11 protein-coding genes are annotated in these 15,664 nt (G+C 73.8%); 4 read left to right on the top strand and 7 right to left on the bottom strand.

Annotated features, from left to right (window positions below):
- The 4 genes from ACFU0Y_RS11425 to rfbB all read right to left on the bottom strand — a co-directional run.
- A partial coding sequence (locus ACFU0Y_RS11425; protein ID WP_380214625.1) for a PKD domain-containing protein occupies positions 1-3,520 on the bottom strand: 3,520 nt, incomplete at its 3' end.
- Positions 3,517-4,272 (bottom strand): hypothetical protein, encoded by a 756-nt coding sequence (locus ACFU0Y_RS11420; RefSeq protein WP_380214624.1) that lies wholly within the window; start codon positions 4,270-4,272, stop codon positions 3,517-3,519. The genes ACFU0Y_RS11420 and ACFU0Y_RS11425, both read right to left, overlap by 4 nt.
- A 519-nt stretch (positions 4,273-4,791) precedes the next feature.
- Positions 4,792-6,249: a sugar nucleotide-binding protein gene (locus ACFU0Y_RS11415; protein ID WP_380214622.1), complete on the bottom strand. Its 1,458-nt coding sequence runs from the start codon at positions 6,247-6,249 to the stop codon at positions 4,792-4,794.
- Positions 6,246-7,244, bottom strand: coding sequence for a dTDP-glucose 4,6-dehydratase (gene rfbB / locus ACFU0Y_RS11410; RefSeq protein ID WP_380214621.1), 999 nt, complete (start codon positions 7,242-7,244; stop codon positions 6,246-6,248). The genes ACFU0Y_RS11415 and rfbB overlap by 4 nt, the downstream gene beginning before the upstream one ends.
- Before the next feature lie 118 nt (positions 7,245-7,362).
- Between rfbB and rfbA the strand changes: the two genes are divergently transcribed.
- Complete coding sequence (rfbA, locus tag ACFU0Y_RS11405; RefSeq protein ID WP_380214620.1) at positions 7,363-8,244, top strand: glucose-1-phosphate thymidylyltransferase RfbA; 882 nt, start codon at positions 7,363-7,365, stop codon at positions 8,242-8,244.
- A gap of 109 nt (positions 8,245-8,353) precedes the next feature.
- Here the strand turns inward: rfbA and ACFU0Y_RS11400 are convergent, their stop codons facing one another.
- Both ACFU0Y_RS11400 and rsmA read right to left on the bottom strand, forming a co-directional pair.
- Positions 8,354-9,301, bottom strand: coding sequence for a 4-(cytidine 5'-diphospho)-2-C-methyl-D-erythritol kinase (locus ACFU0Y_RS11400; RefSeq protein ID WP_380214619.1), 948 nt, complete (start codon positions 9,299-9,301; stop codon positions 8,354-8,356).
- A gap of 85 nt (positions 9,302-9,386) precedes the next feature.
- Complete coding sequence (rsmA, locus tag ACFU0Y_RS11395; RefSeq protein WP_380214618.1) at positions 9,387-10,289, bottom strand: 16S rRNA (adenine(1518)-N(6)/adenine(1519)-N(6))-dimethyltransferase RsmA; 903 nt, start codon at positions 10,287-10,289, stop codon at positions 9,387-9,389.
- A 253-nt stretch (positions 10,290-10,542) separates the two neighbouring features.
- On the opposite strand from rsmA, the gene ACFU0Y_RS11390 reads away from it, so the two are divergent.
- Positions 10,543-11,439, top strand: a complete 897-nt coding sequence (locus ACFU0Y_RS11390; protein ID WP_380214617.1) for a DUF559 domain-containing protein — start codon at positions 10,543-10,545, stop codon at positions 11,437-11,439.
- A 579-nt stretch (positions 11,440-12,018) separates the two neighbouring features.
- Here ACFU0Y_RS11390 and ACFU0Y_RS11385 read toward each other — a convergent pair.
- A complete protein-coding gene (locus ACFU0Y_RS11385; protein ID WP_380214626.1) occupies positions 12,019-12,996 on the bottom strand; it encodes a TatD family hydrolase in 978 nt (325 codons plus the stop codon).
- 176 nt (positions 12,997-13,172) lie between these two features.
- Here ACFU0Y_RS11385 and ACFU0Y_RS11380 point away from each other — a divergent pair, with 176 nt between their 5' ends.
- Both ACFU0Y_RS11380 and ACFU0Y_RS11375 read left to right on the top strand, forming a co-directional pair.
- Positions 13,173-14,123, top strand: a complete 951-nt coding sequence (locus tag ACFU0Y_RS11380; RefSeq protein WP_380214616.1) for an AAA family ATPase — start codon at positions 13,173-13,175, stop codon at positions 14,121-14,123.
- Entirely contained in the window at positions 14,120-15,640 is a 1,521-nt protein-coding gene (locus ACFU0Y_RS11375; protein ID WP_380214615.1) for a DUF58 domain-containing protein, read from the top strand. The genes ACFU0Y_RS11380 and ACFU0Y_RS11375 overlap by 4 nt, the downstream gene beginning before the upstream one ends.
- Positions 15,641-15,664 lie beyond the last annotated feature (24 nt).

Here is a 15,664-nt window from a genome sequence, read left to right as displayed (position 1 = left end):
ACATCCCCTCCCCCGGAGAGCCGAAACCGCTGCCGGTGCGATCGAAGGCGTCATCGACCAGCACCCCCGGCTCCACCGGAACCTCCGGCTCCGGCGCCGGCTCGGGCTCGGGCTCCGGCTTGGGCTCGGGCTCCGGCTTGGGCTCGGGAGCGGGCTCCGGTGCCGGTGCCGCATCGGTCCACTTGCTGGTGCGTGCGGTGAAGTGGTTGACGCTCAGCGTGCCCGGAGCGTTGGTCGCCGAGGCCGAGACGTAGTAGCTGAGCTCGAACACCCCGGCCCGCTGCAGGCTCGCGGTGGAGTCCTCGACCACGACCTGCCACTGCTCCGGCTCCTTCGCCCCGCTCTCCCAGACCTTCGCCCGCAGCACGGACCCGGCGCCGTCAGGAGCCGTCACCGTCTCGAAGCGCACCGTGAGCTCCTTGTCCCGGGCCACCGACAGATCCGCCAGCGGCACCGTGCGCAGCACCTCCTCCTTGCCCCCCACCGACCGGCGCAGGGACAGCTCGGCCGAGGCACCCGTGCGGGCCCGCAGCGTCGCGCTGTAGTAGTCGCTGCCCGACCGGCGGGACTGGACCGAGAAGTACCCGCCACCGGCGTTGGGCGCATCGGCGAAGCGCACCGTGGTCCGCACATCGGAGTCCAGCTGGCTCAGCCCGTTCAACCGCGCCGAGGCCGAGGCCGAGGCCGCCGACCACGCGATCTGCCCGGCGCCTTCGGCCGTGGACAGCGTGGCCTTGGAACCCCACGGGCTCCAGGACATCCCCTCCCCCGGAGAGCCGAAACCGCTGCCGGTGCGATCGAAGGCGTCATCGACCAGCACCCCCGGCTCCACCGGAACCTCCGGCTCCGGCTCAGGTGCCGGAGCCGTGACGGTCACGGACCGGGTGGCGGTCCCGGTGCGGCCGTCGGCGTCCTGCACCGTCAGCTTGATCGTGTAGGTGCCCGCCTTCGCGTAGGCGTGCGAGGCCTTGGCACCCGTGCCGGTCGAGCCGTCGCCGAAGTCCCAGGTCCAGGTCTTCAGCTCGGCGCTTCCCGGCTTCGACCCGGACGCGTCGACCGCGACGGTGAGGTCCGTGCTCTGCTGGGTGAACGACGCCGTGGGCGGCAGGGCCTCGCTGGCTCCGGTGCCGGCCGCGCTGAAGTGCGCGCGGATCCGGTCGGCGGGAAGCGCGCGGCCGAAGATCGCGGTGTCGTCGACGTGCCCGGTGAAGTCGGTCGTGGTCGGTGCGTTGGGCCAGTTGCGGAGACTGCCGCCGCCCAGGCCCCAGTAGCCGTCGTAGTACTGGGCGGTCCGGGCGCTGGTGTTCTGCGCGACCTTCTCGCCGTCCACGTAGAGGATCAGCCCGTCGGCGCCGAGCGTCATGGCCACCTGGTGCCACTTGCCGTCGTTGTAGGACTTGGCCGAGGAGGCCACCACGGCCCGGTCGGGATAGATGCCGGCGTGCAGGCGGCCGTCGTTGCTCATCCACAGCTGCCGGTCGATCGTGCTCTGCGTGCGCGTGGTGGAGTTGGAGAAGCCGAGGATCTTGCCGCCGGTCTTCGTCGTGGTCTTGACCCAGGTCTCCGCCGTGTAGGACTGCGGGGCGATCTCGATCTGCTTCGTGGTGGCGAATCCGCCCGGCTGCGTCGTGTTGGTGCGCGAGAAGCTCGTCGCGTCCTTCGACCCGACCACGGTCCCGGCCACGGGCCCGGAGATCTGCCCGTCCGGGGACAGGGGCGCCCCGCCCGCCACGTCGACGAGGCCCGCCGTGAGGGAGCCCATGCGCCAGTAGTGGGTGGGCGTGTCCAGCAGCACGGACCGGGTGTAGCCGGTGGGCGTGGCGCCGCCGGCGGTGGTGACCGGCACCTGCGTCGAGGAGACGCTGCGTCCGGTGGGGTCCACGGCCACGACCTGGTAGGTGTGCGCGCGCCCCGCCCCCGCGGTCAGGTCGGTGAAGCCCATGCGGGCACGGGTGTAGAAGCGGTGCTTGCCGCTGACCTCGCCCACGGGCTGGGCCGTGTTGCCGTCGCGGATGATGCGGTACGTGAGGTTCTCGTTGTCCTGGTCCGAGGCGGCCGTCCAGGTGAGGCTCACCGTGCCGCCGCTGTGGGAGGACGCCGTCAGGCCCATGCCGGCGCCGCCGGGCTGGGGACCCACCGCGTTCGGCGCCTTGGCCCGGGTGGAGAAGCGCACCAGGCCCTGCTGGCCCTTGCCGTTGACCCGGGGGAACTCCCCGCCCATGACCACGTAGTCGCCCGCGGCCTCGGCGGTCCACGCGGCCTGGAACTGCCCCGTGTAGGAGCCGCCCTCGAGGTCGGGGTACCAGTTGAGCATGCTGGGGGCGGGGTTGCCCGAGAAGTCGAAGTAGGTGTCGTACGTGCTGCCCAGCACCCCGGTGGCCTCCTCGCTGAAGGCGTTGGCACGGTAGAAGGAGCGCGGCTTCGAGTCGGTGAAGGCGTCCAGGGACTCGCAGTTGTGGGCGTGGTTCGCCACGTAGACCACCCCGGCGTGGGGCACCACGTCGTAGGAGTCGCCGTGGCAGTCCTCGAGCCACTTGATGGTGCCGTCGTCCCACGTCGCCTTGAACGCGCCCTCGAAGTTCGAGTCGCGCCCGAAGGTCCAGCCGGTGCCGTAGACGTGCTTCCCGTCGGTGCTCAGGGCCGTGATGCCGCCCTCGCCCACGCCGTTGCGCACGGTCGAGCCGACCTTCCACGGCAGGGAGCGGCCGTCCGCGGTGGAGAGCGCGCCCATGCCCATGCCGGGGTTGGACGCCCCGTTGAGCGCGGTGAACATGCCGCCGGCCACGATCTTCGCCCCGTCCGGGGAGAGCACCAGGGCGTCCACGGGGCCGTTGGCCGCGGGCGTCCAGGCGCGCAGCTGACCGGTCGTGGCGTCGACCGCGGCGAGCCGGGCGCGGGGCTGGTTGCCGACGGCGGAGAACCAGCCGCCGAAGTAGACGGTCTTGCCGTCCGTCACGATCGCGTTGACCCGGGAGTCCGGAGCGGGACGGAAATCGGCGTCGAGGGCACCCGTCGTGGGGTTCACGGCGGCGATCCGGTTGCGGGTCTCCCCGTTGATCGTGGTGAACGCACCGCCGATGTAGAGGCGCTTGCCGTCGGGGCTGGCCGCCACGGAGCGCACCACCCCGTTGGCGGTGGGGGCGAACTCCTTGATGAGCTCACCGGTGTCCAGGCGGTAGGCCAGGATGTTGGCCCGCGGCGACTCCTGCTGGCCGGCCGCGACCCCGGCGGGCCGGGCGGAGGTGAACTGGCCCACGGCGTACACGGTGTTGCCGACGATCGCCTGGTCCCACACCACGCCGTTGATCTGCACGGTGGGCAGGGCGTCCGCCGTCACGGTCGCCGGCGTCCGCGGGTCCTGCGGATTCGCCGGGGCCGAGTCCGCGAAGGCGGGGGCGGGCACCAGGGCACCGGCCACGAGGAGCAGCCCGGTGGCCGGGGCGAGGATCTTCTTCATGCGGTGACCTCCGTGGTCCTGGCGGGAAGTGCTGGAGTGGTGGGGCAGCGGGCGGACGCTCATCGCGTCGCTCCGCCGGTGAAGACGACGGCCGGATCGGACGCGCGGTAGGAGGCGGTGACCGTCAGGTTCTCGCGCTGGTCCTCCGGGACGAGGAAGGTGTACGTGCCGGAGACCGTCTGCCCCGCCGCCACGACGTCCGGGAGGGTCCGGTCCCCCCGCTGGAGGGTGAGGTCCGCGGGCAGGGCGTCCGGGCCGTAGGAGACCGTGACGGTTCCGCCGAGGGTCTCCACTGGGGCGTCCGTGGTGTTGCGCACGGTGACGACGACGGCGACCGCCGGCCCGGACATGCCGCCCGGGCCCATCCCCTCGGCCTGGACGGGTTCCGTCGACTCGATGCTGATCTCCAGGCCCTCGGCAGGGCTGGCGGGCTCGTCCAGCGAGACCGTCTCGGCCGTCGCCCGCCGCTCCTCGCCCGTGCCCGCGTCCTCGACGACCGCGGGCTCGCCCGGCTCGGCGTCAGCCGCCGCCCGGAAGGCCTCGGCCACCTGGGCCTCGACCTCCTCGGCGGTCTCCTCGGCCGTGGCGCCGTTTCCCTCCGGGGTCCCGTCGTCCTGGCCCTCGGCGTCGTCCTGGGCCTCGGTGCCACCCTCGGAGCCGTTCCGGCTCTCGGCGTCGTCCTGGGAGCTGCTGGCGGAGGTGGCTCCGGCCTCGGAGGCCGGCTTCTCCTGGGTGTCCGCGCTCGAGCAGCCGTACAAGGTCGCGGCCAGGACGACGGCCAGCCCGCCCGTCCCGATCCTTCGCCAGGCGGCCACGGAGCGCGGCGCCGACGCCGCTGCTCCCGGCTCGTGCCCGGATGGTGTGGTGCATGTCATCGTGTTCCCCGATCGTTCGGCTCCGGCCGGACGACGCACCGGACGGCCGGAGCCATCCCCGTGGCCCGTCCTCGTCCGCTGCGGATCTGCGTCCGCCGGATTCCCCCCTGTGGTGCGCCGGGAAACCCCTCCCCCGGCGATCGCGGGCGACGGTCGGGATCCCGAGGACCCCGTGCACCTGCGATAGCCAGGACGTTAGCAGTTGCAATTCAGTGCATCTGTATCTTTCTTGTCCCCTGTTCTGTGAGCGGCTGCACACTGCCGGGTGACCGGTGCACGCGCTCCGGCACCGCGCTCCGGCGCCGGCGCACGGCCGGTCCGCGGGGCACGCCGGGCAGGAGGCGGGGCGGGTGGGACGTCCCGGACGTGCACCGCGTCCTGGCCTGGGGCCCTGCGGCCCCGATGGCACGAAGGACCCCGCCGGGCTCCGGCGGGGTCCTTCGAACGGGAGGGGGCGGATCAGCCGCGGAGGGCCTCCGCGGCACCGTCCGCATGGAGTCGTGTCCCCAGAAGTTCCAGGTGGTCGTGGGGCTCGAAGCCCGTGGCGCGCAGCGCCGCCAGCTCCAGGACGCTGTTGCGCGGGCGGGGCGCGACTCCCGTCCGCTCCCCCGTGTACTCGGCCGTGGACACCGGGTGGACCCGGTCCGGGTCGGCACCCAGGAGCTCGAACACCCGGCGCGCGACCTGCGCCCAGGACAGCGGCTCGCCGGCCCCCGTGAGGTGGTAGGTCCCGTACGGGGCCGCGCTCTCGACCAGGTGGAGCACCCCGGCGGCGAGGTCCTCGGCGAAGGTCAGCCTCCCCACCTGGTCGTCCACGACCCGCGGGTCGACGCCGCGGGCGGCGAGCCCGGCCATGGTGGAGATGAAGTTGCGCCCGGAGCCGATCACCCAGCTGGTGCGCACCACCCAGTGCCGGGGCAGCGCCCGGACCGCGGCCTCCCCGGCGGCCTTCGACTGCCCGTAGACCGACAGCGGGGCCACCGGGGCGTCGACGGGGTACTCCTGGCCGAGCGGCAGCGCGCCGTCGAAGACGTAGTCGGTGGAGACGTGCAGCAGCGGCACGCCGGCGGCGGCGCACGCCGCGGCGAGGGCGGCCACACCCGTGGCGTTGGCCGCCCAGGCGCTCGGGCGTCCCTCCGGGGTCTCGGCCTCGTCCACGGCCGTGTGCGCGGCGGCGTTGACGACCGCGCGGTACCGCCGCAGGCCGACCCCGGTGCGCCAGGGCTCGGGCCACCGGCCCGGCTCCGCGAGGTCGAGCTCGTCCCGGCCCACGGCCCGGTGGGGCACTCCGCGCTCCTCCAGCAGCGCGACGAGCGCACGGCCCAGCTGGCCCGTGCGGCCGACCACCAGCACCGGTGCCGGAGCGAGCGGGTCGACCGCGTCCAGCCGGGGGTGCTTCCGGTCCTTGTCCGAGAGCTGCGCCCGCTCGAGCGGGACCGGCCAGTCGATCGCCACGGTCTCGTCGGCGAGGTTCAGGAAGCTGTACTCGTCCAGCGCCTCGGCCGACCAGTGGTCGGTGACCAGGTAGGTGTACGCCGTGGCGTCCTCGAGGGTCTGGAAGGCGTTGCCGACCCCCCGGGGCACGAGCACAGCGGTGTCCGGGCCGACCTCGCACGTCACCACGGTCCCGAACGTCTCCCCGTCGCGGAGGTCCACCCAGGCGCCGAAGATCCGGCCGGTGGCGACGGAGACGTACTTGTCCCACGGCTCCGCGTGGATGCCCCGCGTGGTGCCGCGGTCCCCGTTGAAGGAGATGTTGTTCTGCACCGGACCGAAGTCCGGCAGCCCGGCCGCCACGGCCTTGGCCCGCTGCCAGTTCTCCTTGAACCACCCCCGGTTGTCGCCGTGCACCGGGACGTCGACCAGGAGCAGGCCCGGGATCGCCGTGCTCCGGACGCGCAGCTCCGCTGCGCTCACTGGCCGGCCTCCGCGTACTTCGCCTCGGTGGCGGCCTTGACCGGCTCCCACCAGTCCCGGTGCTCGGTGTACCAGGCCACCGTGTCCGCGAGCCCGGTCCCGAAGTCGGTGAACGTGGGCTCCCAGCCCAGCTCCTCGCGCGTGCGGGTGCCGTCGATCGCGTAGCGCAGGTCGTGGCCCGCCCGGTCCCGGACGTGGTCGAAGTCGTCCTCGTCGCGGCCCATGATCCGCAGGAGCGTGCGCAGCACCGTGAGGTTGTCCTTCTCGCCGTCGGCGCCGATCAGGTAGGTCCGCCCCGGCGCACCGGCCTCCAGGATGCGCAGCACGGCCGTCGAGTGGTCCTCGGCGTGGATCCAGTCGCGGACGTTGCGGCCCTCGCCGTAGAGCTTGGGCCGGACGCCCCACAGGACGTTGGTGATCTGGCGGGGGATGAACTTCTCGACGTGCTGGTACGGACCGTAGTTGTTGGAGCAGTTGCTCAACGTCGCCTCGACCCCGAAGGAGCGCACCCACGCCCGCACCAGCAGGTCCGAGCCCGCCTTCGTCGAGGAGTAGGGGCTCGACGGGTTGTAGGGGGTGTCCTCGGTGAAACGCTGCGGGTCCTCCAGCGCCAGATCGCCGAAGACCTCGTCGGTCGAGACGTGGTGGAACCGCACCCCGTGCCGGCGCACGGCCTCGAGCAGGGTGTAGGTGCCGAGGAGGTTGGTGTGCACGAACGGCCAGGGATCGCTGAGCGAGTTGTCGTTGTGCGACTCCGCGGCGAAGTGCACCACCGCGTCGACCGACCCCACGAGGCCGTCCACGACCTCGGCGTCGGCGACGTCCCCCACCACGAGCCGGAAGCGCTGCGGGTCCAGGCCCGCGAGCGAGGCCTCGTTGGCGGCGTAGGTCATCCGGTCGAGGACCGTGACCCGGTGGCCGGTCTCCCGCAGGACGTGACGGACGAAGTTGGAGCCGATGAAGCCGGCCCCTCCGGTGATGAGCAGATGAGACATGGCCGCGAGCCTACGGTGCCGCGTGGGCGGCGACGGGTGGGCACAACGGGGGACGCGCCAGAATATTGGATCTCATACAGTTACTTTAGCGAATACCTGGGGGAAGGTTGAGGGACTCATGAAGGGCATCATTCTGGCGGGCGGCACGGGGAGCCGCCTGCATCCGATCACGCAGGGCATCAGCAAGCAGCTGGTGCCGGTGTACGACAAGCCGATGATCTACTACCCGCTCTCGACCCTGCTGCTCGCGGGGATCCGGGAGATCCTGATCATCACCACGCCCCAGGACGGTCCGCAGTTCCGGAGCCTGCTGGGCGACGGCACCCGGTTCGGGGTCTCCATCGACTACGCGGTCCAGCCGAGCCCCGACGGCCTCGCGCAGGCCTTCGTCCTCGGTGCCGGGCACATCGGCGACGACCCCGTGTGCCTGGTGCTCGGCGACAACATCTTCTACGGTCCGGGGCTGGGCACGCGGCTGCGCCGCTTCCGGGACATCACGGGCGCCGCCGTGTTCGGCTACCGGGTGGCCGATCCCACGGCCTACGGGGTGGTCGAGTTCGACGACGACCGGCGGGCCGTCTCGATCGAGGAGAAGCCCGAGCGCCCGCGCAGCCCGTACGCGATCCCCGGTCTGTACTTCTACGACAACCGGGTGATCGAGATGGCCCGCGGGCTCCGGCCGTCCGCCCGCGGAGAGCTGGAGATCACCGACCTCAACCGGCTCTACCTCGAGCGGGGGGAGCTGCACGTGGAGCTGCTGGACCGCGGCACCGCGTGGCTCGACACCGGCACCTTCGACTCCCTCGCCGATGCGAGCGCCTTCGTGCGCACGGTCCAGTCCCGGCAGGGACTCTCCATCGGCTGCCCGGAGGAGGTCGCCTGGCGGATGGGCCTGCTCACCGACGGCGAGCTGCACGACCGGGCCGAGGCCCTCCTGAAGAGCGGCTACGGCTCCTATCTTCTGGACCTGCTGCAGCACGAGCAGGTGCTCGTGGGCTGAGGCGGGTCCGCCGCGGGGCGCGCGCCGGCGCCCCGCCGAGCGTCCGCCGGCGCCGCCTGGACCCGGGAGGTCAGGTCAGATCCAGGCGCCGGCGGCCGGAGGCCAGGGGTCAAGGAGCACGCACCGCGAGAGCGGGCGCTCCCTGGCCCCTGAGCACGTCCGCGAGGTCCTCGGCCGCGGCGGCGTCCGCCACCAGGTGCGCCACCGTGGGCCCGGACCCGGACACGAAGCTCGCCAGGGCGCCGGCGGCCGCTCCTGCGGCCAGCACGGGCTCCAGCTGCGGCGCGAGGGACAGGGCCGCCGGCTGCAGGTCGTTGGCCAGCAGCGGGGCCAGCGCCGCGGCCGACCCCGCCGCGAGGTGCTCCTCGAGGACCTGCGGCAGCCGCGGCGGCGGGACCTCCTCTTCGGCGCGCAGCCGGTCCAGCTCGGCATAGACGGCCGGCGTGGACAGCCCGGCCTCGGCCGCCACGAGGACCAGGTGCAGCGGCGCCCCGACCGCCACCGGGCGCAGCCGGGCGCCCGTCCCGGTGCCGACCGCGGCTCCGCCCGTCAGCGCGAACGGCACGTCGGCGCCGAGACCGGCAGCGAGCTGCAGCAGCGCGTCGTCGTCGAGCGCGGGGCGCCCCGAGACGCGGGCGGCGAGCCGGTTCACGGCGAGGAGGGCCGCCGCGGCGTCCGCGGAGCCCCCGCCCATGCCACCGGCCACGGGCACGGCCTTGTCGATCTGCAGGTGCAGCCCGCCCGGCAGCGGCGGGAAGCGGGCCAGCACGGCCTCCGCCGCCCGGACCGCCAGGTTCGACCCGTCGGTGGGCACCGCCTCCAGGGAGAAGGTTCCCCGGTCCAGCTGCTGGGCCACGAGCGAGCCCGGGACCGCCGCCACGCCCACAGCGGTGCCGGCGCCCCGGGTCAGCGTGGCCGTCACGGTCTCCCCCGTGCCGACCGCGCAGTACAGGCTCGCGACGTCGTGGCAGCCGTCCGGGCGGGGCGGGCCCGCGGCGAAGAACAGGTTGACCTTCCCGGGCGCCCCGGCGCGCTCGGTGAGCAGCGTGGTGGTCATCCGCCGCGCACCCCCGCCGTCGGACCCGTGGTCCGCTTCAGGTCGACCGTGCCGGGGCCCCGGCGCTCCGCGAGCCGCAACGTGCTCACGCGCCGCGCACCCCCGCGGTGAGTCCCGCGGCGGCGCCGGCCTGCGCGATCCGGGCGAAGGCGTGGACGTCGAGCTTCTCCCCGCGCTCCCCCGGGTCGATCCCGGCCGCTTCGAGGACCTCCCCCGCCGCGGCGGCGGAGCCGGCCCACCCGGCCAGGGCGGCCCGCAGGGTCTTCCGCCGCTGGGCGAAGGCCGCGTCCACCGCCGCGAAGACCAGTTCCCGGTCCACGTCCGCCACCGGCTGCTCGCGGCGCACCAGGCGCACCAGCCCCGAGGCGATCTTCGGCGCCGGCCAGAACACGTTCTTGCCGATGGTCCCGGCCTTGGTGACCTCGGCGTACCAGGAGGCCTTGACCGACGGCACCCCGTAGACCTTGGAGCCCGGCGCCGCGGCCAGCCGGTCGGCGACCTCCTCCTGGACCATGACCAGCCCGCGGCCGATCGAGGGGAAGCGCGCCAGCAGGTGCAGCAGCACCGGGACGGCCACGTTGTAGGGCAGGTTCGCCACCAGGGCGGTCGGCTCGGCGGGCAGCTCCTCGACGCGCAGGGCGTCCTGCTCGAGCACGGTCAGCCGCCCGGCGAGCTCGGGGCGCAGCCGCTCCACCGTGTGCGGCAGCTGCGCCGCCAGCGGGGGGTCGATCTCGACGGCCACGACCCGCTCGGCCACGTCCAGCAGCCCGAGGGTCAGCGAGCCGAGTCCCGGTCCCACCTCGAGCACCGTCTCGTGCTCGCCCAGCCGCGCGGCGGCGATGATCCGCCGGATCGTGTTGGGGTCGATCACGAAGTTCTGCCCGAGCGTCTTGGTCGGCCGGATCCCGAGCTGCTCGGCGAGCGCCCGGATCTCCGCGGGGCCCAGCAGGGCGCGGGCGGCGGGCTCTGGCGCGGTGGATTCTGTCACCGCCCCATCGTATCGGCCGCCCACGCCGCCCCTCCGCCGCCGAGTCCCCAGTTCCCGGCACTCTCCGCCGCCGAGCCCCCAATGCCCGTCCATATCCCCACGAATCCGCATGGGGATATGCGAGTGCATTGGGGACTCAGCAGGTACAGCATCTCCGCTCCCCATGGCCGTGCTGAGTGTCCCCGCCGCGTCCTTCTCCCCTGTCACAGCTGCTCCGTCCCACCAGGCCCCCCGTCTGACCTATCAACGGCTCATGACCGACCTCCTGAGCCTCGCCCAGCTGCACGACACCGGCCTCAGCGGCCATGAGATCCGGCGCCGGATCCGTGCCGGCGAGCTCCAGCGGATCCACCCCGGCTACTTCGCCGCTTCGGCGGCCGTCAGGCGGCTCAGACCGGAGGAGCAGGCGCTGCTCCGCCACCGGGCACTCAGCCGGGCTGCCTCGGTGCCGCCCGTCTTCTGTCTCGCTTCGGCCGCGCTGGTCCTGGGCCTCGATCTTCGACGCGTCCCGGCCCGTCTCCACACCCTCAGCCGGCCGGGGCAGGGAACCCACAACGGCTACGCCGGAGTGGTCAGGCACCAGGAACGCCTCCCCGAGACAGACATCGTCACGATGGACGGGCTCCGCGCCACGACTGGCGATCGAACTCTGCTGTACTGCGCCCGGCTGCTGCCGTTCACTGACGCCGTGGTCCTGGCCGACCAGGCGCTGCGCTTCGGTCTGACCCGGACCCGGTTGGAGGAGCGACTGACGGAGTGGGCGGGCCGGCGTGGCGTGCGCAGGGCCCAGCGCGTGCTCGACGCCATGGACGTCCGCTCCGAATCCGTGGGCGAGACGCTCACCCGGCTCATGCTGGCGGAGTCCGGACTACCCGCGCCGGAGTTGCAGTGGGTGATCGTGGGCCGGACGGGAACCTATCGAGCCGACTTCGCATGGCCCGAACACCGGCTGGTGCTCGAGTTCGACGGCGAGAGCACGTACGACGGCGCTCCCGCCACCGTGATCCGCAACGAGCGTCGGCGCGAGGTCGAGATCCAGGAGGCGGGGTGGACCGTGATCCGCGTGGGATGGCACGACGTCGTTCGGCTCCCTGCCATGACCGTCGACAGGATCGAGGCCGCGCTGCGCCGCTCGGCCGCCACCCGCTGACATCGAGTCAGCTCAGCGCCGACGCCCGCGATCCATCACTGGCCACTGCCCGGTCCTCGTCAGCTCGTTGCGGACCGACCGCAGGTCGACCGCCGGCACGCAGCCGGCCGCCGAGAAGGAGCTCACTGGCCGCGCTCTCTCTGCTGGTCCTGAAACAGTCGGCCGCGAATCGGCCGTCAACTCGTGGCAGTTCGGCTGCGAGCAGGCTTCTCGCCCGTGATCAGCTGGCTGCGACCTGGCCGTCACTCGGCCGTCCATCCCCCGCAGATCGCTTCTGGCTCGTCGAGTCCCCAATTGGTTCGTCGAGTCCCCCATCTGGTCGCAATTCCCCAGAAACTTCTTGGGGACGTGCGACCAGACGGGGGACTCGAGATCGACGGCTGCTGCAACGTGGGGGCTCGACGCCGAAGCCCGGCCAGACCCTGGGGACTCGATGGGCAGGAGCTGCGCTGCGTGGGGACTCGGCGCGAGGGACGCCGCGACCTGGGGGCTCACACTCGATGAGTGCCGCATCGTGGGAACTCGGCCGGGGCGAGGGACTCGGCGGGAGGAGAAACCGCGCGAGGGACGAAGATCCGGTCAGAAGGGGCCGTAGACCTCGAGCGTGTTGGCCCAGAGTCGCTCGCACAGCGGCTCCAGCTCCTGCTCGAGGACGTCGGCCATGCCGCGAACCGTGTAGTTGACCACGTAGCTGGCGTTGGGCCGGCCCCGGTAGGGGTGCGGGGTGAGGAACGGCGCGTCGGTCTCGGTGAGCACCAGCTCGGGGCGGGCGGTGCGCAGCGCGGCCCTGAGGTCGTGACTGTTCTTGAAGGTGACGGTCCCGGAGAAGGACATGTACCAGCCGTGCTCGTTGCAGATCCGGGCGAGCTCGGCGTCCCCGGAGAAGCAGTGGAACACGGTGCGCTCGGGGGCGCCCTCCTCCAGCAGGACGGCGACGACGTCGGCGTGGGCGTCCCGGTCGTGGATCTGCAGCGCCTTGCCGGTCTCCTTGGCGAAGCGGATGTGCTCCCGGAAGGACCGCTTCTGGTGCTCCCGCCCCTCCCCCTCGGTGCGGTAGTGGTCGAGGCCGGTCTCGCCGAAGGCCCGGACCCGGTCGTGCTCCCCCAGCGCCCGGATCTCGGCGAGCGCCTCGTCGAGGGTCCCGGCGGCCGCGAGCTTCGGGACCTCGTTGGGGTGCAGCGCCACGGCGGCCAGCACCCGGGGGTCGGCCTGGGCGGCGGCCACCGCGAAGCGGGAGGAGGCCACGTCGCAGCCGACCTGCACGAGTCCCCCCACCCCGGCCAGGGCGGCGGCGTCCGCGGCGTCCCGGACCGAGACCTGGACCCGGCCGTCCTGCAGGTCCAGGTGGGTGTGGTTGTCGACCACCGGGTGCGGCAGCGGCTCCGGCGCGGGCGGATGGGCGAGGTTGCGGCGGCGCCCGTCGTCGGCCTGGGCGGAACGGCGGCGGGTGCCCTCCCCGGCGGGGACGTCCTCGGGCACGGTGTAACGCTCGGGCTCGTAGGCGGCCGGCGCCCCACCCGGTCCGGGCGCGGGTCGGTCGGCGGGGTCGGGCCACAGGGAGGCGGCGAGAAGGGTGGCGTTGGGGTCGGTCACGGGCGGCACCTCAGGAGGTCTCGGAGAAGGGAAGGGAAACGGGAAGGGATTCGGGGAACACGCGGGCTCCGACCAATCTACGAGCTGGGGCCGGGCAGACATACTGGGAGCAGACGCCCCAGCAGGAAGCCGAGGAGCCCATGGAGTCCTTCCCCCAGTACACGCAGGCGATCCTGGACCGGATCAACGCGGTGATCGACGGCAAGCCGGAGGCGGCGCGCACGGCCCTGAGCGTGCTGCTGGCCGGCGGGCACCTGCTGGTCGAGGACGTGCCGGGCGTGGGCAAGACCATGCTGGCGCGCACGCTGGCCACCGCGATCGGCGGGACGGTGGCGCGCGTGCAGTTCACGCCGGACCTGCTGCCCACGGACATCACGGGCGTGTCGGTGTACGACCAGGCGCGGCGGGAGTTCGAGTTCAAGCCCGGCCCGGTGTTCGCCAACGTGGTGATCGGGGACGAGATCAACCGGGCCTCGGCCAAGACCCAGTCCGCGCTGCTCGAGTGCATGGCGGAGGGCCAGGTCACCGCGGACGGCACGACCTACCGGCTGTCGACCCCGTTCATGGTGGTGGCCACGCAGAACCCGGTGGAGATGGACGGGACGTTCCCGCTGCCGGAGGCGCAGCGGGACCGGTTCACGGCCCGGATCTCCATGGGCTACCCGGACACCGCGGCGGAGATGACGATGCTCACCGACCACGGTGGCGTCTCCCCGCTGGAGGGGCTGCAGCCGGTGGTCTCCCTCGAGGACGCGGCCCGCCTGGTGGCGCACGTGCGGGACGTCCACGTCTCGGACGCGGTGCGCGCCTACATCGTGGCCCTGGGCCAGGCCACGCGCTCGCACCCCCAGATCCGGCTGGGCGCCAGCCCCCGGGCGCTGCTCCAGCTGCAGGCCGCCGCCCGCGCGGAGGCCGCGCTGAGCGGGCGCGAGTACGTCCTGCCCGACGACGTGCGGACGGTCGCGGTGCCGGTGCTCGCCCACCGCCTGATCCTGGACCGCCGTGCGGGCACGGACTCCGCGGAGGAGCTGGTGCGGGCGGTGCTGGACGAGGTGCGGGTCCCGGCCGAGCACACCCCCCGGTCCCGATGAGGTCCCGGCCGGAGCCGGGGCGCACGCGCGGCCGGACCACGGCGGAGGGCGAGCGGGCGGAGCAGCCCGTGGACTCCCGCGCCCGGTTCACGGGGCGCGGCTGGGCCTTCCTCGGGGCGGGCGCCCTGTGCCTGCTGCTGGCCACCTGGCTGGGCCGCAAGGACGTGCTGGCGCTGGCCCTCTTCCTCGGCGGTGCGCCCCTGTTCGCGGCGCTGTCCCTGTACGTGGTGAAGCCGCGGGTGCTGCTCAAGCGTGGGGTGGACCCGGCGCTGGTGACGGCCGGGGACTCCGCCGTGGTGCGGCTGCGCGTGCGGCACCGGACCCGGCGCGGCGGGACGGTGACCGGGGCGGTCGCCGTGCACGAGACGGTGCCGGAACCGCTGGGCGGGGACCGCGAGCTGGTCGTGGAGGCCGGCGGGGAGCCCGCCGCCTACACCGTGCGCCCGCGCCGCCGCGGCGTGTACGCCCTGGGACCGGCCACCGTGCGGGTCGCCGACCCGTTCGGGCTCGCCGCCGAGCTGCTCGACGCCTCCGAGCGCACGTCCTTGCACGTGGCGCCGGACGCCGTGGAGCTGCCGGAGATCAGCGCCGACCGGCTGCGGGAGTCCGGCACCGACCCCTCCCGGACGGCCCAGCCCCAGCCGGGCCCGGACAACGTCACCACCCGCGAGTACCGGCACGGCGACCCGATGCGCCGGGTGCACTGGGCCGCCTCCGCCAAGCACGGCCACCTGATGGTCCGTCAGGAGGACCCCCGCAGCACCCGCCGCCTCACCCTGGTCCTGGACCGCGACGAGACCTCCTGGCCCGGGGAGCGCCTGTGGGCCGGCGTGCTCCCCAGCACCGCCGAGTTCGAGTGGGCCGTGTCCTTCACCGCCGCCGTGCTCGAGCACCTCACCCAGCGCGAGACCGCCCTGCACGCCCTCGACACCTTCGGCCGCCCCCTGCCCCGCGGCGGGGAGGACGACGACGACGCCGCGCTCGCTCCCGCCCACGCCCTCGCCGTCACCGACGACGGCGCCGAGGACGCCCGGCACGGGCTGGCCCGGGTCCGCCCCGAGCCCGCGCCCCGGGGGGCAACGACCGGCGGGCCGGCGACCGGCGGAACAACGGCCGGTGGGACACCGGACCGCGGACCGGAGACCCCCGGAGCGGGCCGGGACGGGACCGGCACCCGCGGGCCGGCATCCCGCGGAGGACCCGTCGGGGGAAGGACCGGCGGACCGGCCGAGGACGCGCTGGCCGACCGGTTCGACCGCGACGGCCTGGTGCACCCCGTGCTGCTGGTCTCGGGCGACCTCTCCGCGGCGGCCGCCGAGCGGGTGCTGGGCGGCACGCAGCGGGCGGCCGCGGGCAGCGCGGTGCTGGTGACCTCCTCCCCCGGCCACGTCCCGGACGGGGCGGGGGTGCTCGAGGCGGCGGGCTGGTCCGTCGTCGTCGTGCCGGCCTCCGCCGCGCCCGAGGACGCGTGGGCGCAGCTGGGCAGCGGGACGCGCGCGGCCGGGGCCCTCCGGTGAGCGCCGCCGCGAGCGCCCCCGCGG

It is taken from the genome of Kocuria sp. NPDC057446, from assembly GCF_042802875.1.
In the GTDB taxonomy this organism is placed as follows: Bacteria; Actinomycetota; Actinomycetes; order Actinomycetales; family Micrococcaceae; genus Kocuria.
Note: the sequence above shows the minus strand (reverse complement) of the source record. Positions and strands in the feature narration are given on the sequence as shown.

Bases quoted from the DNA above. Each gene is read 5' to 3' on its own strand.
- rfbB (WP_380214621.1), bottom strand. From the start codon at position 7,244: ATGTCTCATCTGCTCATCACCGGAGGGGCCGGCTTCATCGGCTCCAAC.
- rfbA (WP_380214620.1), top strand. From the start codon at position 7,363: ATGAAGGGCATCATTCTGGCGGGCGGCACGGGGAGCCGCCTGCATCCG.
- ACFU0Y_RS11400 (WP_380214619.1), bottom strand. From the start codon at position 9,301: ATGACCACCACGCTGCTCACCGAGCGCGCCGGGGCGCCCGGGAAGGTC.
- ACFU0Y_RS11390 (WP_380214617.1), top strand. From the start codon at position 10,543: ATGACCGACCTCCTGAGCCTCGCCCAGCTGCACGACACCGGCCTCAGC.
- ACFU0Y_RS11380 (WP_380214616.1), top strand. From the start codon at position 13,173: ATGGAGTCCTTCCCCCAGTACACGCAGGCGATCCTGGACCGGATCAAC.
- ACFU0Y_RS11375 (WP_380214615.1), top strand. From the start codon at position 14,120: ATGAGGTCCCGGCCGGAGCCGGGGCGCACGCGCGGCCGGACCACGGCG.